Raw genomic sequence first — 26758 nt, 5'->3', positions numbered from 1 at the left:
TAGGGTACCTGCAGACATTCACGTAATGATTTTTCCTTTGTATTTCTTCTTTGGAAATTTGACAACAGCGTTCCATATTATAATAGAAGCAATTGTTACTCGGAAAAGCCACATGCAACTTCTTCCGCCGTCAAACAGCAGACTCAGATAGCCTACGTGTACCATATGTATTTGTATTCACTTTCCTCTCGTGCTGTACTTAACAAAGCCAACAGAAAAAATCTCTGAACGTAGAAGAACAGAGATTCAACAGAATGATGATTCTTATATCATACAAAGGATGACTTTTCCTGTCTCAGAAAGGTCATCTTTATCGTACCACCACCAAGGACTTGGCGCTGTGCGTTTTCTCACAGCGAGGGAAGAAAAACTCTGCTATTGTATAGAGGTCGGAGTAAACTTTCTTAATTATGTGCGCTTCTTTCATATGTATCGAACCTGTTGACTAAGATCAGCAGGTTTTTTTTGTTAGCAGCTAGCTATCATCTTCAAGGGGGCAAGACCGGTTAATCTTTATAGACAAATAGACTTTATACCATTTTACCCATACGTAAAATAGGTTAAAATAAAGGGGTGAGGCGTGGAGAGAAAAGAGAAGAGTTAAATAAAAGGTATTTAACATCATAATCACAAGCTTGATGAGTGATTGTACTAAATGGTGAACGTTGAAAGGGGATACATAGTTTTGAACACAAAATATCTAGATTTACTTGCACAAAAGTATGATACGGAAGAAAAAGTGGTAACCGAAATTATTAACCTTGAAGCTATTCTTCATCTGCCAAAGGGGACTGAACATTTTGTCAGTGATTTACACGGCGAGTATCAAGCTTTTCAGCACGTGCTGCGAAATGGTTCAGGAAATGTAAAAGAGAAAATCAAAGACCTTTTTAAAAATGTATTATCTGACAAAGAAATCAATGAATTTGCGACATTAGTGTATTATCCTGAAGAAAAATTACCGTTGATTAAAGCGCAGTTTCGAAACAAACGAGAACTATATGAGTGGTATAAAGAAATCATCGATCGTATGCTTAATCTCATCTCGTACGCTTCTTCTAAATACACGCGCTCTAAACTGCGTAAAGCATTGCCGGATCAATTTGTGTACATTATTGAAGAGCTGCTATATAAAACCGATGAATTTACAAATAAAGAACAGTACTATACAAAGATTGTTCAGCAGATTATTTCTTTAGGGCAAGCCGATAAGCTTATTATAGGGCTAGCTTATACGACGCAAAGATTGGTTGTGGACCATCTGCACGTAGTAGGGGATATTTATGATCGTGGACCTGAACCGGATAAAATTATGGATACGCTGATTAACTATCACTCCGTTGATATTCAGTGGGGAAACCACGATGTGCTATGGCTAGGCGCTTTTGCGGGCTCGAAAGTGTGTCTTGCCAATATTATTCGGATCTGCGCGAGATACGACAATCTAGATATTATTGAAGACGTATATGGCATTAACCTGAGACCGCTGCTTAACTTGGCGGAGAAATACTATGATGATAATCCTGCTTTTAGACCAAAAGTAAGCTCGAGTGACAAGCTATCCGATCACGAGCGACTACAAATCACGAAAATTCATCAGGCCATTGCGATGATTCAGTTCAAGCTTGAAAGTCCGATTATAAAAAGACGTCCTTTCTTTAATATGTCAGAAAGGCTGCTGCTTGAAAAAATTGATTATGATAAAAATGAAATTACGATATACGGAAACACATATCCGCTAGAAAACAGCTGCTTTGCAACGGTGGATCCGGCGCAGCCTGATCAGCTATTAGAAGAAGAAGAGCAGGTAATGGAAAGACTGCTGCTTTCCGTGCAGCATTCGGAAAAGCTGGCGAGACATATGAAGTTTCTTATGAAAAAAGGCAGCCTTTATTTGAAATACAACGGAAACTTATTAATACACGGCTGCATTCCTTTAGATGAAGAAGGAAACATGGAAAAAATGACGATAGAAGATAAAACGTATGCAGGCCGTAACTTGCTTGATGTGTTTGAACATTATTTACAGGAGGCTTTTGCGCACCCTGAAGAAACGGATGATTTGGCAACAGATATGGTCTGGTACCTATGGACAGGAGAATATTCATCACTCTTTGGGAAACGCGCCATGACGACGTTTGAACGATATTTTATCAGTGATAAAGCAACGCATAAAGAGAAGAAAAATCCATACTACTATTTACGGGAAAATGAGGAAGTCTGCCAAAACATCCTCGCAGAATTTAATCTGAATCCTGATCACGGTCATATTATTAATGGTCATACGCCTGTCAAAGAAATCGAAGGAGAAAACCCGGTCAAAGCAAATGGAAAGATGATTGTTATTGACGGCGGTTTTTCAAAAGCGTATCAATCCACAACAGGTATCGCTGGATATACATTATTATATAATTCTTACGGCATGCAGCTAGTTGCTCACAAACACTTTAATTCAAAAGAAGATATTTTATTAGAAGGAACGGACGTCTTATCCGTAAAGCGATTGGTCGATAAAGAACTAGAAAGAAAAATGGTTTTAGAAACAAATGTCGGAGAAGAATTGTTAAAAGAAATTTCGATTTTAAAAGATTTAAGAAAATATCGCTATAGTTAAAGATAAAAAAAGAGCAGTATGCCCCGGGGCTTCTGCTCTTTTTTATGTAGCCACTACACCGTCATTTCCCAGCTCGACATTTCCAGCCAGTGCTCTTGTTCACGATAATCGGGCATAATTTTCCCGACAAGACGCCAAAAGGACCGATCATGATTCATGTGAACCATGTGGCACATTTCATGAACGACTACGTAATCAATGACGTGCTGCGGTGCCATTGCCAGCCGCCAGTTGAAGGTTAGCTGACGCTTAGAATCACACGTGCCCCACGCTTTTTTGCTATCGGAAATCGAGATGGATCGCGGCTTTGTTTTAAAATGTTTTTGATAGGAGGAGATACTTTTGGTTACGAGCGCTTTACATTGTTGATAGTAAAAACGTTTGAGCGCTTGTTTTATCGCTTCATCGTCGTGCTGATTGACATAAATCTGAAGCGTGTTCGCTTCAAACACTACAGAATCCTTTGGAATGGTCGAATCGTGATGAATTTGTATCGGATAGTTTTTTCCTACATATAAAAAGCTTTCTCCGTGTTCATAGACTTTTTTCTTGGGTCCATGCGTTCTATCTTTCATTTCATTTATTTTTTGCTGAATCAATGCCCAGTTGTTCTCTAATAACATACGTACTTGTTCAGTAGACGTTCCTTTAGGAGCAAGGACTTCGACCGTTCCGTATCCGTCTACTTTAATTGCAAAAGAACTTCGGTTTTTATATCGTATTTCATAATGGATACTCTGATTTGAAAAAGTGTGTATCATGTTATCCTCTATATTGTACGGTTAAGCCTCTTAGGAATTTTCGAGCAAAATTCTCTTTGCACGGTTTGTAATTTTTATGGCCTTTTTTTCGTAATAAAGCACCTAATTCTGCTTTAGATACACGTATTCCACCGTCATCAAATACTTCTAACATCTCTTCACTTGTTAGGGATAAAGCGATTTTCACTTTCTTTAATAAGACGTTATACATATTTTGATTGCTCTGAACCGGCGCTGGAGGTGCTTGCCCTGATTTAGGATCTTGTTTTCCTCTTTTAAAGGTAATAAAACCGTTTAAAAAAGAATCTAACATACTGTTCGTGCACGGTATATGATCGTCCGCATGAACTGCATCCTCGTCTTCTTCATCCGGTGTTCTCGTAAGGATTTTTAATACGTCTTCTTTTGTTACGTCTACTCCGCCAAGAGTAAAGATCTCTACCATTTCTGTATTTTTTAAATCTAAGGCATATCGTAATCTAATTAAAATATCGTTATTATCCATTCTTGCTCCTCCTATAACTTGCTTGCTGTATGTAAAAATTATGACTGCCACAATCTGAACGGACTTGGTCAATATCAGTACAATGATAGTAACAGGTTCTGCTGGAATTCTAAGTTATTCCATTCATTTCTACAAACATATAACTTCTCATATTTATCAGCCTTCGTCAACTCTTGAAAAAGAACGATTTGCTCATATTATGTCCGAACAGACACTTTGCCATAACAAAAATTAGGAGGTGCAGTCTGCTAAAGGAAGGAGAGGCAGCTTTATTTTTTAAGAAGAGATAGGACAATTTTTGAAGTTAGCGGATCTCTGTGTGCTGCTAGAATGATATACCCTACTAAATAAATAGTTTTACATATTTATTTAGTATCCAAATAGGAGTATGATAGTAGTAAAAAAAGAAAGAGGTCAACAGATGAATTCAACATACTCACCAAGAGAATCAACCAAAATCAAAGCTTTATCCATGCATGCGCTTTTTATCGCACTGACGTTTGTAGCGACAATGTTTATCAACATAAAGCTTCCAATCATGGGTAACGGAGGTCTCATCCATTTAGGCAACGTTCCTCTTTTTATAGCGGCCTTTATTTACGGTAAAAAAACAGGAGCCATCGCCGGCGCTTTTGGAATGGGGTTATTCGATCTGATCTCGGGCTGGACAGCATGGGCACCGTTTACGTTTATTATTGTAGGGGCTATGGGCTTTTTAGCAGGTCTTATCTCTGAAAAAGCACCTGGTAAAAGAGCACTTGTCAACACACTGGCAGTTGTTGCTGCGCTGATTGTGAAAATCGTGGGCTACTATTTTGCCGAAGTGATTCTTTACGGTAACTGGATCCTTCCGCTTGGCTCTATACCAGGCAATGTGATGCAAGTTGTTATCGCCGGTATCATTGTCGTTCCGCTTGTAGGGCGCTTAAAGAACAGAGCGGTACAAATTTAATCCGTCAATCGTAAGTCGTTTTACCATTATCCTATCCTTAAGTGATATACTTGATAGATATTCATCAAGTGAAAGGAGCGGAAAACACCATGAAATATCTAAAATCACAGATGAAGCAGCTCATTAAAGACAATCAGGAACTGCAAGGTAAGCTGAATGGACTGATGAAAGAGCACAGCCTTGAAAAAAACTTTGCTCTTAAAGCTCTCTACCATGCAGAAGTGGCTGAAGGCGGGAAATATCAGCTTGCTTATCAAGCATTAGACGCACCGAAAAAGTAATGGCCTTGTTGCTCATTCGTATATTTCTTCATAATAAAAAGGCAGCCGAATCGCGTATTTGGCTGCTTTTTTTAGCAAATAGAATGACGCACAATCATCTTGGTGTTTGTACAACTTCTTTTGAACTGCTTAACTCTAGATAAATAGGGTATGTAAAAATTAAAGATAGCTATCGTTCTAATCATATAAGAAAAGAGGAAAATAGCGATGACCGTATCTGCTTTAGAACAAGCAAAAGTAGAATTACCGAATGGAGAAACAGTAAATTACCGAATGAAAAAAGGCGGAAAAGAGGTGCTTTTGTTAATTCACGGAAACATGAATTCTTCCCTTAACTGGGATGTGTTAATGAACGAACTGCCAGAACATATCACAGCTTATGCCATCGACCTAAGAGGGTTTGGAGACTCCACTTATCATACACCTATCCACACAATCAAAGACTTATCAGATGATGTCAAACTGTTTGCAGATGCTTTAAAGTTGTCTGCTTTTACAATAAGCGGGTGGTCATTAGGAGGAGCAGTTGCTATGCAATATGTGATTGATCATCCGAATGATGCCAAAAATTTAATCCTATTAAGCTCCGTCAACATCAAAGGCTATCCCATTCCAAGAAGAACGTTTCTAGAACTGCCTATTCCTAACAATTTTATACAAACCAAAGAAGAAGTAAAAGAAGCATTTAGAATGGTAGAAAACGCGAAAGAAACAAAAAACACATGGTTTTTAAAAATGATGCTGCGTCAATTTTTATATACAAAAAATAAGCCGTCTGCTGATCAATTTGAAAAGTATTTAGAAGGAACGATCAAGCAGCGCAACTTAATTGATATCAATTACGCACTCATGAGATTTAACATTTCAAACGATTTTAACGGGGTTGTTCAAGGAACAGGAGAGGTGGAAAAAATCACGATTCCTACTATGGTTATTCAAGGAGATGAAGATAAGATGGTTTCAACAAGAGATGCATCTGACATCGCAAAAGGCATAGGGGAAAATGCAACGTTAAAAATCATGAAAGGTGTAGGCCACTGCCCGTTGTTAGATGATTTAAGCAGTTTAATGGACTTATACAACGCTAAGTTAAGCAGGGCTTAGGAAAATTGCCATTCTCCTTAGTAACAGAAGTTTTATTATTGCTAGATGCAGCATGTTCTAAATTAACATTAAGAAAAGAAAGCTGTTTTTTGAGGAAGCTGACAATTAGTAAAGAAAATAAGCAAAAAAACGTAAGGTCTTTTGAAGGTGCTTACGTTTTTTATTGATGCCACTTATCATATTGAATGCTGCTTTTCAAAATAAAGAAACAGATTGGTAATCCATTTTGATAGCACTATCACCCCGAGATAAAATACAAATAAATAACCGTAAGTAGCCCATTCATGCAGCTGGAAAAAGCCGATCCCTGTTAATAATGGTTTGAAAATAAAAGCAAAAAATAAACAAAGAGCCGTTGCATATAAATAATAATTTTTATGATGGTTGATCGTCCATTGATAGAGAAGCATAAAAGCAACGGGAATAAGCGAAGCATCTAGGCTAAAGCTTACGGGTATGATTGTGTTGATTTGGTAAGGATACGTCCACAGCCCGTTATAAACTCCAGCGGTGTCACTATAGTGAAACCAAACGTGCACGTTAAATCCATAAAACCCTAAGTGAAAGGCTTTTTTTCGATCAATAAAAAAATAGAGAATGACTAAAGGTAAAATAAAAGCGCCCAAGGTCACCCAAAACTGCCAAGAGCCTGGAGTGGAGTAGTGATGCCAATATTCAGCCCACGTTTTGGAGAGATCTTCCTGTATACTATGTATTTTTTCAAGATATTCCTTTTGATTGGTTGTCAACGTGATCCATCCTTTTTAAGTAAGAAAAGTTTTTTATTTTTAAACTGCCCTTTTCTTAAGGTTTGGATACCTTTCCCTGTTGAGTTGTTTGTATTTTTCTGCACGTAAAACGATGTATGTATTCGGTTTTATCTGCATGCTTACGTCGATTTTGCTGCTCGGAGAGGCCGTTTATCAGCTAATTATCTAAAAAGCAGTTAAAGTAACTGCTTTTTTCCATTTTTATGAAACTTTTAGCGCGTTTTTTACGTATAAAAGGTATCAATAAAATAGTAGCAACAAGGAGTGATTTTTTGTCTGAAGAAAAGAAAAAGACAGATTATCTAGGGGTAGGATTAGGTTTAGGTGTTGCAATGGGGGCTTCTCTTGGAATGTTGATGGATAATATCGGGTTTGGTATTGCGATTGGGACATCATTAGGCGTTGTTTTTGGAACGACGATGAATCAAAGAAACAAAAAAGAATAAAGTTCAGAAGAAAGGAGTGCAGAATGAAATATTTTGACGAAGCAAAAGAACTATGGTTAAACTATGTTCCGAGAAATGGGCAGTCGGATATCGTAGAAGGCGAGGTCATCCGAGCCATTGAAAAGCTTCGCTGTGAAGCTCAAGGCAACGGAAATGCCAATTGGGACGGCGGATTTGAGATGCTAGTGCTATATATACTAGACGTATTAAATGACCCGGACGTATTCAGCGCAGCTATGTTAGCCGAAATAAAAGCCGATGTTCACATCTTGTTCACTTCGGCAGAAGATCCGTACTTAGAAGACGACGTATACGATCGTTTAACCGACCGCGTCATTGAGTGGCATATAGCCAAAGGCGGACCTATCAAACGAGAAAGAAATCCTCAATTGTATAGATAAACGTGAGAAATGAGCTGTTTTAAACAAGCTCTTCTTTTTTGAGTTCCGGGAGCTTTATTTAGCCAACAGCTATCTAATTGCATCATGTGCTAAATAAATACATGTAAAAAATCGGCGGTTTACATCGCACCAGTGTAGCATAAACTTCTTAAAAAATCGATTCATAAATGGTTAAATGTTTGCTGACCTCCATAAAAAGTTCATAACTGACGCTGTTGCAAACGCGTATAGTATTATATCTTTTACTAAATAAGAGATAAAGGAGAAGCGCCGATGTATATTCCAAAGTATTTTAAAGTGAATGATGAACAAATCATGTATGATTTTATTGAAGATAATGGATTCGCCACTTTGTTTTCGTATCATAACGAAAAGCCTTATGCTACTCATTTGCCCCTGATGTTAAACCGGAAAGAAAAAGCTTTATACGGACATTTTGCTCGTCCGAATCAGCAGTGGAAAGATGCTGAAAATCAAGATATTTTGATTGTGTTTCAAGGGCCTCACTGCTATATTTCACCGTCTTGGTATGAAACGAATCAAGCTGTACCAACATGGAATTATGAAGCTGTTCACGTGTATGGAACGATGAAAATGATTGAAGAACCAGCAGAACTGCTTGGGCTGCTGAGGAAGATGGTGGAGAAATATGAAAGTCCGAGCAGTACATATACACTAAATGACGTTGATCCTGCTTATATGAATGGTTTAAGTAAAGGAATCGTTGGATTTAAAATCGATATCACTAAAATGGAAGGCAAACAAAAGATAAGTCAAAATCATTCAGCAGAGAGACAGCAGCTAGTTATAGAAAAATTAGAGCAGACGTCGCGTGAAAATGAAAAGAAAATTGCAGCCCTGATGGAACAAAATGTGCAGCGCGCGCTTAAAAAGTAAGGGCTAGTTAAAAGAATGATCTATTCGGTAGCTTAAATCCAAAAAGAAACTGAATATGTTTTTAGTTTCTTTTTTTATGTCCACAGTACTTTTCTTGTTATTGACAAACAGGCTGTATATCCTTTAAAATTATCTTTAATTAAAGATAATTAAATTAAAGATAATTTTAGCGTGAGTTAAAAAATTTATATATTATGAAAAGAGGCGGATCAGATGGAATTGTTAGGGTTGCATCATGTATCTATTCTGACGGGGAAAGCTGAGAAAAACTATCAGTTTTTCACTAAAGTTTTAGGCATGCGATTAGTAAAAAAAACGGTGAATCAAGATAACACTCAGTCTTACCACTTATTTTATGCAGATGGAGAAGGGACCCCAGGAACGGAAGTAACGTTTTTTGATATTCCAGGGCTTGCAAGAACACATGAAGGTGCATCTGACATTTCGACTGTGTCGCTTCGCGTTAAAAGTACGGATTCTCTACACTTTTGGAAAGAACGCTTCGAGCAGCACGGAGTGGAATATGAAGAAATAGCTAAACGAGCTAATCGTGATACATTAGCATTTAAAGATTACGAAGGTACACGTTTGCTTCTTGTCGCGGACAACGGTGAAAAAGGTGTAAGAGCAGGCGTGCCGTGGAAGCGCGAAGACATTCCGTTAGAACATGCGATCATCGGCTTAGGACCGGTCACGCTAACGGTGGGCACGGCAGAACCAACAGTCGGTGTACTAACAAACATTATGGGATTTCGCTATGTAGGTTCTTATCCATCTTTTGCAGAAAATCAAAAGGATATTTTGGTTTATGCAACGGGTGAAGGCGGAAGCGGAGCCGAAGTTCATATTGAAACGAGACCCGATTTGCCGAAAGTTCGCTTAGGGCGCGGTGGCGTTCATCACGTTGCCTTCCGTGTGCCAAATGAAGAAGAATACAATAAGTGGGCAACTCGATTAAATGAAAACAGTCTGCCGAATTCCGGTAAAGTAGAGCGATACTATTTTAAAGCACTTTATTTCAGAGAACCAAACGGCATTTTATTTGAATTATCAACGGACACACCTGGATTTGCGACCGATGAACCGCTTGAAACGATGGGTCAAACATTAGCGCTGCCGCCATTTTTAGAGCCGAAGCGCAAAGAAATTGAAGAGAAGCTGAGACCTCTAGATTTGGACGAAACGCTATAAGGTTTGCAGCGATTAAGACATGAAAAAACTCCAGTATTTATACTGGAGTTTTTTAGGTTAACAATCATCGTGATGGAAACCGAAACCACATGCACCAATAATAATGAGTAAAATAAACAGTACGATGATAATGGCAAAACCATTACCTCTGTGGCAAGGAACGCTATATCCACATTCCATATATCCATAGTCCGGCATTGTATATCCGCAGTGTGGAATCATATGGTCATAAGCAGGAGCAGCATAGCCGTGGTGAGCCATAGCAGGTGAGAACGGCATATTTTCATTAGAACTAAAAGGTGCGTTTACGTTATTATGCATTTTAATATCTTCCCTTCATTTATAAAACTTTTATAAAGCTTTGATAACTTATTCATATGTTCGAAGGTCCTCATATGAAGCTTATTCACAGCCCAATTATGGTTGATTAACTATATTTTATGGTGAATGGAAATGTGGAACTTAGTTTTACAATGCTTGTGGCCTTATAAGTTATGTCAGAAGGGAAGGGGGTTACCTGTTCTAAATTTTATACCGCTGTTTCTAGAACGGGTTATGAGGAACGTTTTGATTTTCTTAATTCTATATCGTATACGTACCCAAGCTTTCGATGGTTCATAACATCTTCAGGGGTTGTATTCCAAGGATACATCGGATCTCTAAAGTTTTGACCAAACGGCCCGTTTTTCATCGGCAGATAGTTTTGATTGCGGTGAACAATTTGCCATACAGCCCAAATACGATCCACATTTGCGTGGTGTAAAAAGAAGACAGGATCATTCGGAGCAGTAGGGACAATGCCCATCTGTCCGCCAACCCAACGGTGTACACGATTGTGAAGCTGCGGCCCGTTAATAAATCCTTCAAGCTGATTACGAAAGCTGTTTTGGCTGGTCATATCCCAAGGCGGCGTATCATATTGAGTTATTTTTAAAGCTTTGAGAACATCATCTCGAGTAGGGAGTGTAGGTGCCTCTTTCGTTGCGCCCAAATTACGTTTTAACCCTCCGGAAGGATTTCCTTGTTCATCGATCGTCGTCCAGCGCCCAGCTGCAAATGGCCCGGTATCGACGATAAAATCCTTTTTGGGATTTCCGTTTCCGCCCATAAAATCTGCGTTCCAAATTGCTGATTGTGATGGATCCTGCAGCTGTGCATCCGTTTCCCATTCCCAATAAGGAAGGGTTACTTCTGGATTGATCGACTGGAGGTCACGTTCGAATCGCAAAAGGTATTCACGATGCCACGGCAAAAAAGCAGAACTCATATGTGCTGCATTTCGATCGCTGCCCGGAGGAGTATGAAATTTACCTGCTGCACCATGCCAGGCTACATAGCGGTCATATATTCCTTTTTCCTTTAGTATTAGCACGGCACGAATAAAATCTCTTTTTTCGGTGTCTGTAAGATGTAATACGTTTTTTCTGACTTTATATTTGTTACTCATTTTTAAACCTCTTTCTTAAAAAAGAAGCAAAGGACTGTTTCTTTTTTATATTTAGAATATGTCCAAGATGTAAAAGTGCTACTGTCATATCTCCAAAATTTAACAGTCTAAAGTTGGGTTTTTTACATATCAAATAGACTTTAAATCAATTATTAACTTTCTAGAGCTGTAGATAATGAGAAGAGGTATAATGAAAAAAAGCAGGCGTGGGCCTGCTTTTTCATTGTATATATTAGGGTTAATGACCTATTGGATACATGGTCGTTACACTGTAGTCGTAGTCTTTGCCTCTGTAGTCGGTATACACAACTCTAACTTCTTGGTTTAAAGAACTAATATATTTTTCTTTAACGTAATTGCCAGATTTATTATTGGTGCCGTCTTCACCTTCGTTAATGACTTTTTCGGCAATAGACATGGCTTGTTTTTCATTTAAATACTTGCTGAATTGGCTTTTACCATGGTAATTGTCCGCTCCTGGTTTTTGCATATGCGCGACAATGTGGCAATATCCGTATTTATCATTTCCTTCTTGTAAGACAAGCTCTTTGCCGGTAAATAACCTGTCGCTTTGAGTCTCTGCAGAGCATTCGTTGCTTGATGTAGTGTCCGATGTACTCCCCGATGTACTGCTGGATGTGCTGCTTGAATTTTCATGCTGCTGAATGAGGGAAATAGGCGAATTGTTGGTAAATACAGCGATGAGAGCAATCACAAGTGCTACAATGGTGTATAGTATTTTGCTGTTTTTTAAAAAATCCATTCCTTTATGCGTCTCCTTTTTGAATCAACGTTAAAATCAAATCAACTTTCTTTTCTAGCTGATCGATTAAGTTTTGTTTTACTTGTTCTGATTGTAATAAAGCGCTTCTTAGTTCGTCCATATCTTTTTGCATATACGCACGGTTTTCTTTTTCTTGCTGCAGCTCTTTTTGAAGAGCGTGTATCGTGGACAGCAATTCTTTATCTTGGCTCATTTCTGCGTTCACCGCCTCTGTATTGATAAAAAGCAACGTATGCCCACTATATAAAATACCACTATCTCTGCTGTAAATCGACTATTTGGATAGGAAATGAGCCCTCCCGGGTGAGGTTTTAGCAGGATATTGCTAGTTGAGAGGAGAATAGTATGGTTTACCGTAGATAGATAAGCTGCGCAGAAAAGAGGGAAGAAAATGTTTCCGGAATTAGAGACAAAACGGCTGATATTAAGAAAAATTGTAGAAAATGATGCGGGCGAGATTTTAGAATGCTTTTCTGATGAAGACGTGCTGCGCTATTACGGGCAAAAATCTTTAGAATCGATTGACCAAGTGAAAGGGATCATTGAGAATTTTTCCAAAGGCTACGAAGAAAAGCAGTTGATTAAATGGGGGATTCAGCTAAAAGGAAACGAAAAGCTGATTGGCACAATAGGGTTTCAAGAGTGGTCTTCAGAGCATAAAAAAGCAAATATAAGCTATGCTCTTTTTCCAGAGCACTGGAACAAAGGATACGCAACGGAAGCCGTTCATGAAGCGATTTCTTATGGCTTCCACGAACTTCAATACAATCGCATAGGAGCGATTGTATTTACGCAAAATAGCGGATCTATCGCTTTGTTAAGCAAAGTAGGATTTAAAAAAGAAGGGACGTTAAGAGAGTACCTATATCAAAACAATATCCCGTTTGATACATATGTTTATTCGCTGCTGCGCGGGGAAGCAAAGATATAATTGTAAGCACAAAAAAAGGAACATGGGGAGATGTTCCTTTTTTTTTTGTGCTTATATTTGTTATTAGAACGTACGTGCAGCTTCTTTAGCGCGAGCAATACCGTCTTCTTTAATTTCTTGTGCTTTATCTGGCATTGCAGCCTGTCCTTCTACAAATAGGCTTCCGATAGAAGGAACCCCAAAGAAGTTCATCATAATGCGCATATAGCGGTGACCCATTTCTAGTTCACCAGCAGGGCCGCGAGAGTAGATACCGCCGTTTGCTTGAATATGATACGCTTTTTTATCTGTTAATAGACCTACAGAACCTTCTGCTGTATATTTAAATGATTTTCCAGCTACTGCTACAGCATCTAAGTATGCTTTCATCACTGGAGGGAATGAGAAGTTCCACATTGGTGTAACAAATACATATTTGTCCGCTTGAGCAAATTGGTCACTTAACTCGTTTAGGCGAGCAACTTTGCGCTGTTCTTCAGAAGTAAGTGTATCAAATTCTGCGCCGCTTCCAAGTTTGCCCCATCCGCTGAATACATCGCCGTCGATGTGAGGGATATGCTCTTGATATAAGTTAACGTGAACAATCTCATCCGCTGGGTTTACTTCTTTATACTCATTAATAAATGCATCTCCCGCAGCCATACTGAATGATTGCGTAGCATCGTTAGGGTTTGCTGTAATATATAATACTTTTGCCATAATTCTTTTCACCTTTCTGTTTTCAATATATAAATGTTGTTTTATGAATTAAAGATAATATGTTCGAAAACATCTACTACGTTATTAATAGTAACTTACGTAACAAATTTAGTCAAAGGTTTTTTATTGGGTTTTATCATGTTCACAAACATTTTTAAGAGTATTACGCTTTTGGATTTTATGGCTGAATCCTTTAAAAATAAGGGTTTTTTCAGGTTGAAGTGTGATTTTAAACGTTATTTATCTAGAGGAACTATCTTTTTTTGAAGGTGGATAATTAAAAAACGAAAAAGAAAAATTATATATTTTTGTTTCATGCGTTATTAATAGTAACAAAAAATAACAGCGTTTAACCGTTTGTTTAACATATATTTTTAGCGCAAAACGAGACAGAAAGAGAGGAATATTTCAAGGGAAATATAATGTAGCGAAGAGGAAAGAAAAGAAAAAGACCCCGGTCAGCTTCGAGGTCTTTTTGATTCTTATTGAATTTAAAACGTTTTGGCCATTGAATGTGCTTTTTGGAGTGCTTTTTCTTTAATTTGCGGAATTTGATCCGGGAATTTTACTTGCCCTTCAATAATAATGCTTTCAAACGCTTCAATACCAAAGAAGTCCATCATGATTTCTAAATAGCGGTGGCCCATTTCTCTTGCCATTTCTGGGCCTTCTGAATACACGTCTCCGCGGGACTGAATGTGAATTGCTTTTTTTCCTTTAAGCAATCCCTGAGCGCCTTCTTTTGTATATGTAAAGGTTTTACCTGACACGGTAATCGCATCGATGTACGTTTTCATGATCGCAGGAACGGAAAAATTCCACATTGGCGTGACAAAAATATATTTGTCAGCAAGTACGAACTGTCCGCCTAGTTCGGCTAACCGTCCCACTTTTAATCGTTCATCCGTTGATAAATCCTGGATGGAGGAGTGAGAACGAAGCTTTTTCCATCCGTTAAATACGTCTGCATCTAAGTATGGAATATCTGCTTGATATAAATCTAAATGAACCACATCATCTTCTGGATGTGTTTGCTTATACACGTCAATAAATTCTTTCCCTACAGCCATGCTAAGCGATTCGTCTTCAGCTAAAGGGTGTGCAGTAATATAGAGAACATTTGCCATGATGCTCATCCTTTCTATGGAGTAGTTTTATTAATCTTGGACCCAGCTTTCTGCCCACTGGCTAATCGGTCCTAGTATTTTACCTAACTCTGTTCCTTTTTGAGTCAGCGAATATTCAGAACGAATAGGGCGGTCGGGAATGACATTTCGGACAACGATTCCGTGGTCTTCAAGCTCTTTAATCCGTTCTGTCAACAGCCTTCTGCTTAAAGCTGGTATACTTTCATTTAATTCACTAAAGCGTTTAGGACCGCTCATAAGCACATAGATGATTAATCCTGTCCACTTCTTGCCAATCAGTTCGAAACTTTTTTCTACTTTAGGTTGAATATCTTTTGGTTCGTCCATATTACGTATCCTCCTTCAAACAATATGGATGAAAAATAACTTATGCATTTATTGTAACAGAAAAAGCGTAAAAACATGTGGAAACTTTGGGTGAAGCAGGGTGAAATGAATAAATTCACTAATGTTTGTACCTTGCCTTTTGTTTTATAAAAACTTTTCACACATAGGCTTGTCACAACATATGATGTACAAATTCTCTTTAAGAAAAGGTGGTATGGTCATGGCAGGAGTTATTAACATCTGTAACACGAGAATTAATGGTATGGCAAGAAATGGATCGATGAATTTTGGAGAAGTTCTTCACAACGGACACACAGCGGATGTTAAATCTGTTGGAATCAACTCAACCTATGGAGACATTTCAGCTGCTTGTGCGCGAATGAAAAATACAAATATGGATGCAGATATATTTGATCAAACGGCTGTTGCAAATATTGATGGGGTATATGGAAATCAGCTATAAAAGGAAGCTGCTTATAACACATGAAGTTGTAAGCAGCTTTTTTATACTGAGAAGTAGAACACTTATTTATGATAAGAGAATATGTTTCTAATTCAATAGAACGATCTACTAAAGTTCCCGAATCTATTATATACGCCTTTTCCAAAAAAAATTATATATTGTACAAGCACCCGGTCATTTATTGAATAGTATATAGAGGAAAAACAAAGAAAGGATGATTAAAATAGAATTATATGATTCCTATTACAACCGTTCCGATGGAAAATACTATATTAAAAAGAAAAAAAAGAGTCCAAATCCCTTAAAAGAGACCAAAAATAAAATAAATAAAGCAGACCATTCATTATATAGTATGAGTATAAAAAATAATCACAAACATCCTATTAAAGTTAGTATCATTATGCCTACGTATAATAAATATCATCAAACCTCTCTCTCGCTTTATAGTTTATCAAAACAAACGTTTCCTCAAGCTGAGTATGAAGTCATTTTAGTGGATGATGCTTCTTCTGATGATACGCCCAATATTTTTAAAGAAGCTGATGTCCCGTTCAAATTTAAGTATATCCGCATGAAACAAAATAAAGGACGCTCCTCTGTTCGCAATATAGGAATTAATCATGCTGAAGGGAATCTTTTAATCTTTTTAGATGGAGAAATGCTAGCGCCGCCTTCTTTTATTAAAAATCATTATAAACATCATATGCACGAATCAAATCTCGTGGTTACCGGTGCCATGCATTATGAAGGAGTCTACACATTTATTATGCCAGACTATAATGAAGATCAAATGGCCCACTTAAAAGAACTAGTCGGTAGGGATCCTGAGTATAGAAGATCGTATGAAAACTATGAACAGACGAAGTGGCATTCAAACGTTCCTTATCCTCTTGTAACAAAAGAAGACATTGATACAAACCGTTTTCAACGTTTATCATTTCCTAATCGCTATTTCCTTAACAGCGGGCTAAAACATTTCGGTGAGCGACTTGAAGGGTTTACACTACCTTATATTGCATTTTTAAGTGGAAATGTATCAGTAAGAAAAGAGAACTTAAAAAAATCCGGTCTTTTTGATGAAACGTTTGTTGGCTATGGGGCAGAAGACTGGGAGCTTGGATATCGTTTGTATAAAAATGGTGCACAATTTGTTTTAGATCCCTCAACAGTTGCTTATCATCAGGAACATGGGATATCGAAGCGAAAAGTGAAAGAACAGTGGGGAAATCACTATCGCTTCGTTAAAAAACATCCCAATATAGACGTTCTTATCCTCTCTCTTGAATGGAAAGAGCTTCCGTTTATGCATATGCATAGAACATTAGTTGAATATAAAGCGCTGGAGCAGCGTTTTCCTGATGAATATAAGGAATTTAAACATGCTTTTCGCGTCATGCTGTATAGAATCATTGAATATTTAAATAGTGGACAGCCCGTGACGAAACTTTACGATCTCCCAGGAGGATCAGATGAAAGAATAAAAATTATTCAGCAGTTCGAAACACTGCGCCCTCGCGGATTTGACTACTTGGCGAGTTCTTTTGAACAAATCTATTACCTATAGCGCTATTACATGCAGAAAAAGATATAACATCATCTCTTAAAAATTGTCTCGTCGTAAAAGCCCCTCAGCTTACACCCACAAATTGAGGGGTATATTTCTATATCTATTTTATATAAGGGGAGAAAACATGAATCAAAATTCACCAAAGTACGTTGCGTTAACGTTTGATGATGGCCCCTCAGCTTACACGGCTGCAGTTTTAAAAGTTCTAAAAAGATATCATGTACGTGCGACCTTTTTTGTCGTTGGTTCGGAAGTAGAAAGATTTCCAAAGCTGATCCAACGTATTCATAGAGAAAAGCACGTAATTGGAAATCACACGTGGAGTCATCCTGATATTACAACTCTTTCTAAGCATGAGTTGTGGAAAGAAATCATTTCTACAAATGCTCAAATAGAGAAAATCATCGGTTATTCTCCCAAGCTGTTTCGTCCACCTTACAGTTCGATAAATGATACAGCTCTTGCTGCCATTAAGGAATTGGGAATGACGTCTGTTCTATGGAATATAGATAGCCAGGATTGGCGTGAAGAAGATCCACTGGCCATATACAAACATACGATTAAAAATCTACAAGAAAAGAATCTTATTGTCATGCACGATGGGGATCGGTATGGCAGCGGAGCGCGGGACCAAATTGTTGCTTCATTGCCGAAAATCATTAAGTATTTAATAAAGAACGACTATCAATTTGTAACGGTTCCTGAATTTCACCGAGTCGCATACAAGATTGAAGGTTGGTCTTAAGTAGAAAAAGGAATGGTTCTTAGCCATTCCTTTTTTAGATGTATGAAATAAGATAAAATGGATAAGGATTACATGTACTAGATTATAGAAAGACTAGATAGAGAATCGTGTTTGAGAAATGAGGAGTTTGCGATGAGAGTAGTATAAAAGTATTTCAACTTATAGAGAGAGTGATCGTTAAAACATGTGGTCATCATAAATAAAATTGGCAAAAAATGAATCTTTTTAGGGTATGATTCGTACTAGTAAATAGATACATAATTTTGATGAAGAAAAGAGGTAATACATTGAGAAACAAAGGTTTGATCGCTACGATTGTTGTGTTAGTGCTTATTGTAATTTACGGAATAAGCTCTTACAATGGCCTCGTTAGCGCAGAGGAAGATGTAGATAATAAATTTTCCCAAGTGGATAACCAACTAAAAAGACGATCTGATTTAATTCCTAACTTAGTGGAAACGGTAAAAGGCTACGCTAAGCATGAACAGGAAGCAATTGATTCAGTCACTCAGGCAAGAGCGCAGCTAGCGGGAGCGAAAACGCCTGAAGATAAAGCTGATGCAGATCAGCAATTAAGCGGCGCGTTAAATCGCCTGCTTGTAGTGGTTGAAAAGTACCCAGACTTAAAAGCGAACGAAAACTTCAGAAGCTTAATGGACAGCTTAGAAGGGACAGAAAACCGACTCGCTGTAGCCCGTAAAGACTATAACGATGAAGTTGCGAAATACAATAAATCCGTTAAGAGATTTCCTAAAAGCATGTTAGCGGGTACGTTCGGCTTTGAAAAAAAGTCATATTTTGAAGTAACAAATGAAGAAAAAGAAGCGCCGAAAGTTGATTTTGGGAGCGATAAGTGATGAAATTTCTTGCTTCGTTTGCTTTATTATTATCTCTTTTATGTAATACCGCAAGCGTTGCTTTTGCTGCACCTGATATCCCAAATCCGGTAGGCGATATTTACGTTCAAGATTTTGCTCATCTGTTAAATGACCAGGAAAAAGCGGATTTCAATCAAATGGGCAGAAAGTTAGATGATGAAACGAAAGCTCAAGTAGCGATTCTGACCGTGAATTCATTAGGTGATTCGGATGTAGAAGAGTACGCAAATGAAGCGTTTCGAAAGTACAAACTCGGTGATAAAAAGCTGAACAATGGCGTTCTTATTTTGCTCGCTAAAAAAGAACAAAAAATCCGAATCGAAGTAGGGTATGGGTTAGAAGGAGCTATCACCGATATCAAATCTGGAGAAATCATTGACTCTTATGCTATTCCTAACTTAAAAAACGGCAAATACGATACGGCGCTAGAAAGCACATACAAAGCTGTTTATAACCAAGTCGTAAAAGAGTATGATTTAGGAACAGATTTTGAACAAAAAGTGCCAAAAGCAGCCCCTCCTTCTGATAGCGGTGTTCATTTCACAACGCTTCAAACGCTGCTGATTGCAGCTGTTATTGTGGGCTTGCTTATCCTTGACTTTGTCTTTTTTAAAGGAGCCATCACTCAATTTCTGCTAAACTTCCTTGTCATGTTTGGAGGAAGAGGCGGCGGAGGTGGCGGCAGTGGAAGCGGTCCTCGCGGAGGGGGAGGCGGCAGCTCCGGAGGCGGCGGAGCGAGCCGAGGCTGGTAAAAAGATAAGAGTTAAAAGAAGCTGAGATAAAATTAGGTTAGTTGAAAGAAAATCCGAACGTGATGGATTCTTGATTGAGAATCCAACGCGTTCGGATTTTTTGTTTGGATGGTGAACATAGCTTTCATATCTTCATTCAGTTCCTTCTAGCAGTTGATTGGAGGGCGAGGCGAAGACTCCTGCGGGGAAAGGCTCACCGGCCGCGTCATGAGCGGTTCAGCTCATGTATTCTATTTGTACTCATTTAGATGAAATAATTAGGGGTATCTCAACCTCTTTTTTGCGTTGTGTGCCTATATCTTAAAAAATAGATTTTTTCCATTGTATAAGCATAATTAGAAAAATTAAGGGAACTAAGAAAAAAGTTAGAGATTTACAAATAAAAAGGAAGGTTTTATATGAATACATTTAGATGGATAGCTGCAAGGAAACAGCTTTCTCCTCGCGCGTTTAAAGATGAGTTAACTAGTCAAATCTGGTTTAGTCCCTTAATTTATGCTTTCTTTTCTGTTCTTTTAGCTGCACTGACGCTGTTTCTTGACTATTATTGCAAAGTAGGAGAGAAGGTCCCTTCATTTTTTTCAATCAACATGGATTTAACGAATACGTTAGTGAGTACGATTATGCCCGGGATTTTATCGATTACCACATTTACCTTTAATTTAATGCTTGTTGTGTTTACATCATTTGCAGCTCAGTTTTCTCCTCGCGTGTTAAAAAACTTTGCTTCTTCTAAGTCTACTCAGCGAATTTTAGGTATTTTTATAGGAAGTTTTTTGTATACACTTTTTGTCTTTCTATTTTTAAACAGCTCTCAAGTAGACGGATATTTTGCGATTCCCTTTGTGACGACAGCCCTTTCTGTTTTTAGTGCGGGCACGTTTGTCTACTTCATTAATCATTCTGTTAAGTGGCTGCAAGTAAATCATATGACTCAATCGATGAAAACAGCGTCCATAAAAGCGATTAAGACAACGATTCGCGAGGAACTGGAGATTCATCGAACGCAGTCTAGTCATAGCGAACAATTTTCCTTTCCAGAAGGAGAGAAAAAGCCGGTATGTATTCAAACATCTGGCTATATTCAAACGTTGAACTACAGCCAATTGATTCACTGTGCCAAAGAGCATAATTTAGTGATAAAAATGGAGCGTGAAGTAGGGGATTATGTGCTCAGCGGAACCGTATTGTTTTATTATTGGCATAGAGATTCGACAGAGCACGATGAAATGGATTGCACCGTCTTTCACCAATATATCCATGTAGGGAAATCCCAGACTGATATTCAAGACACGACGTATATTATTACCAAGTTTGTGGAGATGGCGATTAAATCACTAGGAAATGATGACTTCAAAACGGCAGTTAACTCCATTCACCAAATTAGCGATATTCTTCGGGAAATTTGTGCCGCGAGTCAATTTTCTTCTTACTTAGTTGATGATAAAGGCGTGATACGAATGGTGATCCCTGACAAAAAGTTTGAGGACTTTTTATATGATGGATTTGCGAATATCCGGCACTATGCGAGACGGAATATTATCATTACGATGGAGCTGCTCAAAACGCTTGGAAATCTCGCTGAGGCCATTGGGCCAGCTTATTATGACGACATCTGGGAGTTCGCCGTATACATTTCTAAAGGCTTTGAAGAAGAGTATTTATTTGTTCAAGATAAAAAATATTTTTTACATATTCTTTGCGATTTAGCGGTTTCCACAAAAAAAGAAGAGCAGTATGAACAAATCGCCAAACAAATGAAAGAATAAAAAAAGCCGAAGTCAGACGCTGACTTCGGCTTTTTCTTTATTTATTTGAACGTTTTAAGATGCTTTTAGCATGTGAAAATGTATCAAAGCTTGCTTTTCCGTGATACGCACCCATTCCGCTGTCACCAACGCCGCCAAATGGAAGGTAGTGAGATGTCATATGGTTAATTGTATCGTTAATAGAACCGCCGCCAAATGACACGCTGTTTAAAATGTGATCTTGAACAGCTTCATCTTCAGAGAAAAGATAAAGTGCTAATGGTTTTGGACGTTTGACGATTGCTTGGATTACTTCTGAGATTTCATCGTATACGATGACTGGAAGAATTGGTCCAAAGATTTCATCTTGCATCACATCATCTTCCCATGAGATGTTGTCAAGAACAGTTGGTTCAATAAACAGACGAGAACGATCCGTTTTGCCTCCAAAAACGATATCTCCGTTTGTTAAGAAGCTGCTAAGACGATCAAAATGCTTTTCGCTCACTACGTGAGGGAAGTCTAGGTTTTGTGAAACATCTTCACCGTATGTGTTTGTTACGACTGCTTTTAGGTTAGCTAGCAGCTCGTCTTTTACATTTCGCTGAACAAGAATGTAGTCTGGCGCTACGCAAGTTTGACCAGCATTTGCAAATTTACCACGCGCAATGCGTTTAGCTGCTTCTTCAATATTAGCATCTTCGTGTACAATTGTAGGACTTTTTCCGCCTAGTTCTAGCGTAACAGGCGTTAAATGTTTAGCTGCAGCTTCTGCTACAATTTTGCCGACCATTGTACTTCCTGTAAAGAAGATGTAATCAAAGTTTTCTTTTAGTAAAGCCGTGCTTGTTTCCACTTCACCTTCGACTACAGTCAAGTATTCTTCAGGAAAGTTTTCATTAAACATCTTAGCAAGAAGGCTTGACGTATGAGGTGTTAATTCAGAAGGTTTTAACACCACGCAGTTACCTGCAGCAATCGCGCCTACTACCGGTGAGACAGCAAGTTGGAACGGATAGTTCCAAGGTGCAATCACTAGAGCTAAACCGTATGGATCTTGATAAATGTAGCTTTTTGCTCCAGCGTGAGTAGATGGTGTTTCTACTTCTTTTGGCGATGCCCATTCTGCAAGATTCTCAACTGCAAAGTCGATTTCGCTTAGCACAAGACCAACTTCTGCACGTTTTGCTTCCATTTCTGGTTTGTTAAGGTCAGCTTTTACTGCTTTTAAAATGTCCTCTTCATGACGCACCACAAGTTCTCTTAATTTTTTTAGCGTTTCGATACGGAACGCAACGTCTTTTGTTTTACCGCTGTTGAAGAATGAAAGCTGTTTTTTTGTAAGTTCTTGATAGTTATTCATCAGAAAGTCTCCTTTTACTTCACATTTTTAGCTCTTTACTTATTGAATAGAACTAGCTGCTTATTTCCAAGTCGTAACCGTATTGACCGGTAAACGGTAAGAAGCATGGCCTTCGCTTGCTGCTTTTCCGATTGAGATAAGCATAATTGGAAGATAACGTTCTTTATCTAGACCGAATGCTTCTGCAATTAAGTGTTTTTCGTATCCGCCAATTGGATTTGTATCATACCCGTGAGCACGAGCAACAAGCATAAGCTGCATAGATACAAGACCTGAATCGATCAGCACGATGTCTTTCATATCTGCTTTTGGCATGTTTTCGTAAATCGGCTTAAAGAAATTTAGCTGCTGTTCTTTAATGTCTTGAGGCATATAGCCAAGCTCTACGGCCTTGCCGAAAATCTCATCTGCATATTCAACGTTATTCATATCACCAAACACGGCAATAACAGCTGAAGATGTATGAACTTGTTCACTGTTAAATTTCGCAAGTTCAGCTAGCTTTTCTTTTCCTTCCGGCGTTTCAATTACAACAAAGCGCCACGGCTGCATATTAACAGAAGAAGGAGCGCGCATAGCTTCTGTAAGAATTTCCTCCATTTCCTCACGGCTAATTTTTATTGAAGGATCATATTTTTTAATTGAACGACGTTTTAAAGCAATTTCGTTAAAGTCTTTTGTAGTCATAGTCATTATTCCTTTCTTTTTAGGCGTTAAACATATTTATTGTCATTTCCATATTTTTGATTGTGGACAATTGTTTGACATATCAATAATTGATACATCAACAATATAATACATTGATTTAAGAATTGCAAGGGAAAAAGTTTAAACTTTTGAAGTGGTGTGAATTGGAAGTGTGAAGAATCATTCTCCAGTGAACAAACAACTATAAAGAGAGTAAGGAAAAAAGAAATGATAAAAATGATCAAACAAAAAGTTTGACTACTTTATTTCTCTTGGTTACGATAAGTAACGAAAAGAAACAAAAGTGAATTTGTTACTTTTTAAATGAATGACAGTTTGAGAAAGAAGAGATAGAAAAATGTTTATTCTCTTTTTAAAACTTAAACTGTATCTATAATTAATACAGTATAACAAGACATATCACGCAGGAAAAGTAGGAGGACTTCAAGATGTATACAGATTTAAAAGGTAAAGTAGTAGTTGTAACAGGTGGATCAAAAGGATTGGGTCGCGCAATGGCCGTTCGTTTTGGTCAAGAGCAGTCAAAAGTAGTTGTAAACTACCGCAGCAATGAAGACGAAGCGCTAGAAGTGAAAAAAGAAATTGAACAAGCTGGCGGTCAAGCAATTATTGTTCGAGGCGACGTAACAAAAGAAGAAGACGTTGTGAACCTTGTAGAGACAGCTGTTAAAGAATTTGGCACATTAGACGTTATGATTAATAATGCTGGTGTTGAAAACCCGGTTCCTTCTCATGAATTATCATTAGAAAACTGGAATCAAGTAATCGACACAAACTTAACGGGCGCGTTTTTAGGCAGCCGCGAAGCGATTAAATATTTTGTGGAAAATGATATCAAAGGAAACGTTATTAACATGTCTAGCGTTCACGAAATGATTCCTTGGCCATTATTTGTTCACTATGCAGCAAGTAAAGGCGGCATGAAGCTAATGACAGAAACATTGGCTCTTGAATATGCACCAAAAGGAATCCGCGTGAATAACATTGGACCTGGGGCAATTGATACACCAATTAACGCTGAAAAATTCGCTGATCCAGAACAGCGTGCAGACGTAGAAAGTATGATTCCAATGGGCTACATCGGTAACCCGGAAGAAATCGCGTCAGTTGCAGCATTCTTAGCATCATCACAAGCAAGCTATGTAACAGGTATTACATTATTTGCGGATGGCGGTATGACAAAATATCCTTCTTTCCAAGCGGGAAGAGGTTAATAAATAGAACTGAAAAAAAAAGACCTCGGAATATTCCGAGGTCTTTTTTTTGCAATAAATGCGCAGAACATTTACCAAATATTGAAACTTTTGTTGAAGTGTTACGTATATAAGCTAACACCTAATAAAGGACGTGTTGAGATGGTGCCAGAGAATATTCAACAAAAAGTAAATCAGTATAGAGATTTTTATATCAGCTTAAAAAATGAACTGAAATGGAAAGTAGGAGATCACAAGCAGTTTATGGCTATCGCTTCTATGTATGCAGTGAAAGGTAAACCGCTCAAGCTTCAGGATTACCTCGAGTTAAGCGACTATATCAAAAATCAAGTAGGGATGTTTTCTACGTTAAAATCATCACAGCGATTTACGATCGCAGCCATGCTTGATACTCGCTATGAGAATCCAAAAGAAACGTTTCATGAGTTTCTTGACGTATATGATCAATTGATACAAGGCGGATTTACGAGAGGCGCGTTTACGTACATTGCGGCTTCGGCTATGCTGTCGAATGAGTCAAGCCGAAGTCATAAAGAAATGGTCCGAAGATCGGTAGAAATTTATCAAGGCATGAAAAAGAAGCATCTTTTCCTTACTTCAAGCGGCGATGTACCTCTTGCCGTTCTATTAGCTGAAACGAGCGAGTCTACTGATGATCTCATGCATGAAATTGAACACTTCTATACAACATTGGCGCAGCATGGATTTAAAAAAGGAAATGACCTTCAATTTTTAAGTCATATTCTCTCAATCAATAAAAATTTAGATGCAGATACACTTATTGAAAGATGCGTATCAGTAAAAGAAGCCTGTGAATCGGCAGGTATGAAAGTAAAAGCGATGCACTACCCGGTCATTGGCTTATTAGCACTGTTTGAAAAACCAGAAACTGAAATTGAACTTATCCATGAAGTAGTGAAACAGCTAAACGCAGACAAGCTTTTTAAATGGCAGAAAGACATCAATGTTATGCTGGGGGTTAATTTGGTTATCAGTGAAAAACTGAAGGATTCTAGAGTGGTCGAAACGGGCATCTATACAACGATTGAAACCATTATTCAAGCTCAGCAAGCAGCTATGCTAGCGGTTATTGCGAGCACTTCAGCAGTTGCTACTACGACTACTACTTGATAAATTAAAGAGCTATAAAAGAGAGAGGGAGACATAACTACATCAATGAAAAAATCCGAACGAGTTTAATTCTCACCCAAGAATCAAACTCGTTCGGACCTTTCCTCAACTTAAATACTTTTGTCTCATCTTCTCTCTTAAAAAGTATAAACCTCGCCATCATCTGGAACAAAGACGCGGGACGCCATATCTTTTTCGTTGATAAAGCTTTTTAACTCTTCTCTTGATAGCGCCCAGTGATTTACAGCTTCCATATGAACAGAAAGAATCGTAGCATGAGGGGCCACTTTGTGTACTTCGTAAATATCTTCTTTCCCCATCACAAGAGAACCGCCTTCTAAAAACTGATTATCGCCGCCGTTTACGACAATGACATCCGGTTGATGGGTGTTGATTTCTTCTTCAACAGCGGAATACCATACCGTATCTCCAGCTACATAAAGCGTTTTTTCGCTCTTGTGTTTAAAAACAACGCCGCATACTAAACCAGTACGCTTTAAAATTTCTCCTCTTCCGTGTTCACCTTTTGTTTTGGATAATTGGATGCCTTCAAAGACCGTGTTCTTTGTTAGTACTTCTACATTTTTAAAACCATCAGCTCTTACTACTGCGGCATCTTCTTCATTTTGAACGAACATTTTGATATCGTTTGGCAACGCCTGTTTAGCGGCATCGTCAAAATGGTCCAAATGAAGGTGAGTGAGAATTACGGCATCAATACCCTCAATAATCTCTTCAACGGATAACGGTAAGCTTACTAAAGGATTGTTTTGATCTTGTCTGATCGAATTTGGGAAAGGAGGGTACGTTCCTTTCTTCGCTAACATGGGATCAATTAAAAACGTTTTTCCCCCGTATTCAACAAGTAAAGTGGCATTTCGAATATGTGTAATCTTCATCTCTATCTCTCCTTTTTTTGATCTACATATAG

At 38.1% G+C, this 26758-nt stretch carries 30 protein-coding genes; 17 read left to right on the top strand and 13 right to left on the bottom strand.

From position 1 onward, the window contains the following. The first annotated feature begins 685 nt into the window (after positions 1 to 685). Positions 686 to 2614 carry a fructose-1,6-bisphosphatase gene (gene fbp / locus LJY09_RS17095; protein ID WP_028414618.1) on the top strand — a complete coding sequence of 643 codons (1929 nt, stop codon included), beginning with the start codon at positions 686 to 688 and terminating at the stop codon, positions 2612 to 2614. A gap of 53 nt (positions 2615 to 2667) precedes the next feature. Here the strand turns inward: fbp and LJY09_RS17090 are convergent, their stop codons facing one another. Together LJY09_RS17090 and LJY09_RS17085 are read right to left on the bottom strand one after the other, a co-directional pair. Beyond that, positions 2668 to 3375, bottom strand: coding sequence for a M48 family metallopeptidase (locus LJY09_RS17090; RefSeq protein ID WP_028414617.1), 708 nt, complete (start codon positions 3373 to 3375; stop codon positions 2668 to 2670). Between the two features lies 1 nt (position 3376). Continuing rightward, positions 3377 to 3880 (bottom strand): YehS family protein, encoded by a 504-nt coding sequence (locus tag LJY09_RS17085; RefSeq protein ID WP_028414616.1) that lies wholly within the window; start codon positions 3878 to 3880, stop codon positions 3377 to 3379. Between the two features lie 421 nt (positions 3881 to 4301). Between LJY09_RS17085 and LJY09_RS17080 the strand changes: the two genes are divergently transcribed. From LJY09_RS17080 to LJY09_RS17070, 3 genes are all read left to right on the top strand, one after another. Further along, positions 4302 to 4832, top strand: a complete 531-nt coding sequence (locus LJY09_RS17080; protein ID WP_028414615.1) for an ECF transporter S component — start codon at positions 4302 to 4304, stop codon at positions 4830 to 4832. Positions 4833 to 4921: 89 nt separating this feature from the next. Continuing rightward, positions 4922 to 5113: a hypothetical protein gene (locus LJY09_RS17075; RefSeq protein ID WP_013058089.1), complete on the top strand. Its 192-nt coding sequence runs from the start codon at positions 4922 to 4924 to the stop codon at positions 5111 to 5113. A gap of 207 nt (positions 5114 to 5320) precedes the next feature. Beyond that, entirely contained in the window at positions 5321 to 6217 is an 897-nt protein-coding gene (locus LJY09_RS17070) for an intracellular short-chain-length polyhydroxyalkanoate depolymerase (protein ID WP_028414614.1), read from the top strand. A 176-nt stretch (positions 6218 to 6393) separates the two neighbouring features. On the opposite strand, the gene LJY09_RS17065 is transcribed toward LJY09_RS17070, so the two are convergent. Then, positions 6394 to 6966, bottom strand: coding sequence for a CBO0543 family protein (locus LJY09_RS17065; protein ID WP_028414613.1), 573 nt, complete (start codon positions 6964 to 6966; stop codon positions 6394 to 6396). Positions 6967 to 7259: 293 nt separating this feature from the next. On the opposite strand from LJY09_RS17065, the gene LJY09_RS17060 reads away from it, so the two are divergent. From LJY09_RS17060 to LJY09_RS17045, 4 genes are all read left to right on the top strand, one after another. Next, a complete protein-coding gene (locus LJY09_RS17060) occupies positions 7260 to 7433 on the top strand; it encodes a glycine zipper domain-containing protein (RefSeq protein WP_167387325.1) in 174 nt (57 codons plus the stop codon). Positions 7434 to 7456: 23 nt separating this feature from the next. Further along, positions 7457 to 7834 (top strand): hypothetical protein, encoded by a 378-nt coding sequence (locus LJY09_RS17055; RefSeq protein WP_098999213.1) that lies wholly within the window; start codon positions 7457 to 7459, stop codon positions 7832 to 7834. 273 nt (positions 7835 to 8107) lie between these two features. Then, positions 8108 to 8731, top strand: coding sequence for an FMN-binding negative transcriptional regulator (locus LJY09_RS17050; RefSeq protein ID WP_228307347.1), 624 nt, complete (start codon positions 8108 to 8110; stop codon positions 8729 to 8731). Between the two features lie 213 nt (positions 8732 to 8944). After that, the gene (locus LJY09_RS17045) at positions 8945 to 9922 is read left to right on the top strand and encodes a ring-cleaving dioxygenase (protein ID WP_028414610.1); all 978 of its coding nucleotides are present in this window, start codon (positions 8945 to 8947) and stop codon (positions 9920 to 9922) included. 57 nt (positions 9923 to 9979) lie between these two features. Here LJY09_RS17045 and LJY09_RS17040 read toward each other — a convergent pair whose 3' ends face one another. The 4 genes from LJY09_RS17040 to LJY09_RS17025 form a co-directional block, all read right to left on the bottom strand. Continuing rightward, positions 9980 to 10183: a YjcZ family sporulation protein gene (locus LJY09_RS17040; protein ID WP_375164330.1), complete on the bottom strand. Its 204-nt coding sequence runs from the start codon at positions 10181 to 10183 to the stop codon at positions 9980 to 9982. 292 nt (positions 10184 to 10475) lie between these two features. Continuing rightward, on the bottom strand, positions 10476 to 11369 hold the full coding sequence (locus LJY09_RS17035; protein WP_205664244.1) for a tyrosinase family protein: 894 nt from the start codon (positions 11367 to 11369) through the stop codon (positions 10476 to 10478). A 238-nt stretch (positions 11370 to 11607) separates the two neighbouring features. Beyond that, positions 11608 to 12132: a hypothetical protein gene (locus tag LJY09_RS17030; RefSeq protein WP_028414607.1), complete on the bottom strand. Its 525-nt coding sequence runs from the start codon at positions 12130 to 12132 to the stop codon at positions 11608 to 11610. A gap of 4 nt (positions 12133 to 12136) precedes the next feature. Beyond that, the gene (locus LJY09_RS17025) at positions 12137 to 12346 is read right to left on the bottom strand and encodes a hypothetical protein (protein WP_028414606.1); all 210 of its coding nucleotides are present in this window, start codon (positions 12344 to 12346) and stop codon (positions 12137 to 12139) included. 198 nt (positions 12347 to 12544) lie between these two features. Between LJY09_RS17025 and LJY09_RS17020 the strand changes: the two genes are divergently transcribed. Beyond that, positions 12545 to 13084 carry a GNAT family N-acetyltransferase gene (locus LJY09_RS17020; RefSeq protein WP_028414605.1) on the top strand — a complete coding sequence of 180 codons (540 nt, stop codon included), beginning with the start codon at positions 12545 to 12547 and terminating at the stop codon, positions 13082 to 13084. Between the two features lie 63 nt (positions 13085 to 13147). Here LJY09_RS17020 and LJY09_RS17015 read toward each other — a convergent pair whose 3' ends face one another. The 3 genes from LJY09_RS17015 to LJY09_RS17005 all read right to left on the bottom strand — a co-directional run bounded on the left by LJY09_RS17015 (position 13148) and on the right by LJY09_RS17005 (position 15258). Next, entirely contained in the window at positions 13148 to 13783 is a 636-nt protein-coding gene (locus LJY09_RS17015) for an FMN-dependent NADH-azoreductase (protein WP_028414604.1), read from the bottom strand. Between the two features lie 491 nt (positions 13784 to 14274). Further along, positions 14275 to 14910 carry an FMN-dependent NADH-azoreductase gene (locus LJY09_RS17010; protein ID WP_028414603.1) on the bottom strand — a complete coding sequence of 212 codons (636 nt, stop codon included), beginning with the start codon at positions 14908 to 14910 and terminating at the stop codon, positions 14275 to 14277. A 30-nt stretch (positions 14911 to 14940) separates the two neighbouring features. Further along, a complete protein-coding gene (locus tag LJY09_RS17005) occupies positions 14941 to 15258 on the bottom strand; it encodes a winged helix-turn-helix transcriptional regulator (RefSeq protein WP_013058076.1) in 318 nt (105 codons plus the stop codon). Between the two features lie 220 nt (positions 15259 to 15478). Here LJY09_RS17005 and LJY09_RS17000 point away from each other — a divergent pair, with 220 nt between their 5' ends. The 6 genes from LJY09_RS17000 to LJY09_RS16975 all read left to right on the top strand — a co-directional run bounded on the left by LJY09_RS17000 (position 15479) and on the right by LJY09_RS16975 (position 21432). Beyond that, positions 15479 to 15721 carry a spore germination protein gene (locus LJY09_RS17000; protein ID WP_013084095.1) on the top strand — a complete coding sequence of 81 codons (243 nt, stop codon included), beginning with the start codon at positions 15479 to 15481 and terminating at the stop codon, positions 15719 to 15721. Positions 15722 to 15935: 214 nt separating this feature from the next. Continuing rightward, the gene (locus tag LJY09_RS16995) at positions 15936 to 17285 is read left to right on the top strand and encodes a glycosyltransferase family 2 protein (RefSeq protein WP_028414602.1); all 1350 of its coding nucleotides are present in this window, start codon (positions 15936 to 15938) and stop codon (positions 17283 to 17285) included. Between the two features lie 127 nt (positions 17286 to 17412). Further along, entirely contained in the window at positions 17413 to 18033 is a 621-nt protein-coding gene (locus tag LJY09_RS16990; RefSeq protein WP_228307346.1) for a polysaccharide deacetylase family protein, read from the top strand. Between the two features lie 287 nt (positions 18034 to 18320). Beyond that, the gene (locus LJY09_RS16985; RefSeq protein WP_028414600.1) at positions 18321 to 18890 is read left to right on the top strand and encodes a LemA family protein; all 570 of its coding nucleotides are present in this window, start codon (positions 18321 to 18323) and stop codon (positions 18888 to 18890) included. Beyond that, a complete protein-coding gene (locus LJY09_RS16980; RefSeq protein WP_228307345.1) occupies positions 18890 to 19663 on the top strand; it encodes a TPM domain-containing protein in 774 nt (257 codons plus the stop codon). The genes LJY09_RS16985 and LJY09_RS16980 overlap by 1 nt, the downstream gene beginning before the upstream one ends. 398 nt (positions 19664 to 20061) lie before the next feature. Beyond that, positions 20062 to 21432, top strand: a complete 1371-nt coding sequence (locus LJY09_RS16975; RefSeq protein ID WP_047750403.1) for a DUF2254 domain-containing protein — start codon at positions 20062 to 20064, stop codon at positions 21430 to 21432. 37 nt (positions 21433 to 21469) lie between these two features. On the opposite strand, the gene LJY09_RS16970 is transcribed toward LJY09_RS16975, so the two are convergent. Both LJY09_RS16970 and LJY09_RS16965 read right to left on the bottom strand, forming a co-directional pair. Further along, positions 21470 to 22774, bottom strand: coding sequence for an aldehyde dehydrogenase (locus tag LJY09_RS16970; protein ID WP_028414597.1), 1305 nt, complete (start codon positions 22772 to 22774; stop codon positions 21470 to 21472). Positions 22775 to 22834: 60 nt separating this feature from the next. Further along, positions 22835 to 23461, bottom strand: coding sequence for a nitroreductase family protein (locus tag LJY09_RS16965; protein ID WP_081732904.1), 627 nt, complete (start codon positions 23459 to 23461; stop codon positions 22835 to 22837). A gap of 449 nt (positions 23462 to 23910) precedes the next feature. Here LJY09_RS16965 and gdh point away from each other — a divergent pair, with 449 nt between their 5' ends. Further along, positions 23911 to 24696 (top strand): glucose 1-dehydrogenase, encoded by a 786-nt coding sequence (gdh, locus tag LJY09_RS16960; RefSeq protein ID WP_028414595.1) that lies wholly within the window; start codon positions 23911 to 23913, stop codon positions 24694 to 24696. Positions 24697 to 24837: 141 nt separating this feature from the next. Then, complete coding sequence (locus LJY09_RS16955) at positions 24838 to 25827, top strand: DUF4003 family protein (protein WP_228307344.1); 990 nt, start codon at positions 24838 to 24840, stop codon at positions 25825 to 25827. A gap of 137 nt (positions 25828 to 25964) precedes the next feature. On the opposite strand, the gene LJY09_RS16950 is transcribed toward LJY09_RS16955, so the two are convergent. Then, the gene (locus tag LJY09_RS16950; RefSeq protein WP_033580257.1) at positions 25965 to 26726 is read right to left on the bottom strand and encodes an MBL fold metallo-hydrolase; all 762 of its coding nucleotides are present in this window, start codon (positions 26724 to 26726) and stop codon (positions 25965 to 25967) included. Between the last annotated feature and the right edge of the window lie 32 nt (positions 26727 to 26758).

The organism is Priestia sp. J2, assembly GCF_020790095.1.
Classification (GTDB): domain Bacteria; phylum Bacillota; class Bacilli; order Bacillales; family Bacillaceae_H; genus Priestia; species Priestia zanthoxyli.
Note: the sequence above shows the minus strand (reverse complement) of the source record. Positions and strands in the feature narration are given on the sequence as shown.

Bases quoted from the DNA above. Each gene is read 5' to 3' on its own strand.
- LJY09_RS17090 (WP_028414617.1), bottom strand. From the start codon at position 3,375: ATGATACACACTTTTTCAAATCAGAGTATCCATTATGAAATACGATAT.
- LJY09_RS17085 (WP_028414616.1), bottom strand. From the start codon at position 3,880: ATGGATAATAACGATATTTTAATTAGATTACGATATGCCTTAGATTTA.
- LJY09_RS17080 (WP_028414615.1), top strand. From the start codon at position 4,302: ATGAATTCAACATACTCACCAAGAGAATCAACCAAAATCAAAGCTTTA.
- LJY09_RS17075 (WP_013058089.1), top strand. From the start codon at position 4,922: ATGAAATATCTAAAATCACAGATGAAGCAGCTCATTAAAGACAATCAG.
- LJY09_RS17070 (WP_028414614.1), top strand. From the start codon at position 5,321: ATGACCGTATCTGCTTTAGAACAAGCAAAAGTAGAATTACCGAATGGA.
- LJY09_RS17055 (WP_098999213.1), top strand. From the start codon at position 7,457: ATGAAATATTTTGACGAAGCAAAAGAACTATGGTTAAACTATGTTCCG.
- LJY09_RS17050 (WP_228307347.1), top strand. From the start codon at position 8,108: ATGTATATTCCAAAGTATTTTAAAGTGAATGATGAACAAATCATGTAT.
- LJY09_RS17045 (WP_028414610.1), top strand. From the start codon at position 8,945: ATGGAATTGTTAGGGTTGCATCATGTATCTATTCTGACGGGGAAAGCT.
- LJY09_RS17040 (WP_375164330.1), bottom strand. From the start codon at position 10,183: ATGGCTCACCACGGCTATGCTGCTCCTGCTTATGACCATATGATTCCA.
- LJY09_RS17035 (WP_205664244.1), bottom strand. From the start codon at position 11,369: ATGAGTAACAAATATAAAGTCAGAAAAAACGTATTACATCTTACAGAC.
- LJY09_RS17030 (WP_028414607.1), bottom strand. From the start codon at position 12,132: ATGGATTTTTTAAAAAACAGCAAAATACTATACACCATTGTAGCACTT.
- LJY09_RS17025 (WP_028414606.1), bottom strand. From the start codon at position 12,346: ATGAGCCAAGATAAAGAATTGCTGTCCACGATACACGCTCTTCAAAAA.
- LJY09_RS17020 (WP_028414605.1), top strand. From the start codon at position 12,545: ATGTTTCCGGAATTAGAGACAAAACGGCTGATATTAAGAAAAATTGTA.
- LJY09_RS17015 (WP_028414604.1), bottom strand. From the start codon at position 13,783: ATGGCAAAAGTATTATATATTACAGCAAACCCTAACGATGCTACGCAA.
- LJY09_RS17010 (WP_028414603.1), bottom strand. From the start codon at position 14,910: ATGGCAAATGTTCTCTATATTACTGCACACCCTTTAGCTGAAGACGAA.
- LJY09_RS17005 (WP_013058076.1), bottom strand. From the start codon at position 15,258: ATGGACGAACCAAAAGATATTCAACCTAAAGTAGAAAAAAGTTTCGAA.
- LJY09_RS17000 (WP_013084095.1), top strand. From the start codon at position 15,479: ATGGCAGGAGTTATTAACATCTGTAACACGAGAATTAATGGTATGGCA.
- LJY09_RS16995 (WP_028414602.1), top strand. From the start codon at position 15,936: ATGATTAAAATAGAATTATATGATTCCTATTACAACCGTTCCGATGGA.
- LJY09_RS16990 (WP_228307346.1), top strand. From the start codon at position 17,413: ATGAATCAAAATTCACCAAAGTACGTTGCGTTAACGTTTGATGATGGC.
- LJY09_RS16980 (WP_228307345.1), top strand. From the start codon at position 18,890: ATGAAATTTCTTGCTTCGTTTGCTTTATTATTATCTCTTTTATGTAAT.
- LJY09_RS16975 (WP_047750403.1), top strand. From the start codon at position 20,062: ATGAATACATTTAGATGGATAGCTGCAAGGAAACAGCTTTCTCCTCGC.
- LJY09_RS16970 (WP_028414597.1), bottom strand. From the start codon at position 22,774: ATGAATAACTATCAAGAACTTACAAAAAAACAGCTTTCATTCTTCAAC.
- LJY09_RS16965 (WP_081732904.1), bottom strand. From the start codon at position 23,461: ATGACTACAAAAGACTTTAACGAAATTGCTTTAAAACGTCGTTCAATT.
- gdh (WP_028414595.1), top strand. From the start codon at position 23,911: ATGTATACAGATTTAAAAGGTAAAGTAGTAGTTGTAACAGGTGGATCA.
- LJY09_RS16955 (WP_228307344.1), top strand. From the start codon at position 24,838: ATGGTGCCAGAGAATATTCAACAAAAAGTAAATCAGTATAGAGATTTT.
- LJY09_RS16950 (WP_033580257.1), bottom strand. From the start codon at position 26,726: ATGAAGATTACACATATTCGAAATGCCACTTTACTTGTTGAATACGGG.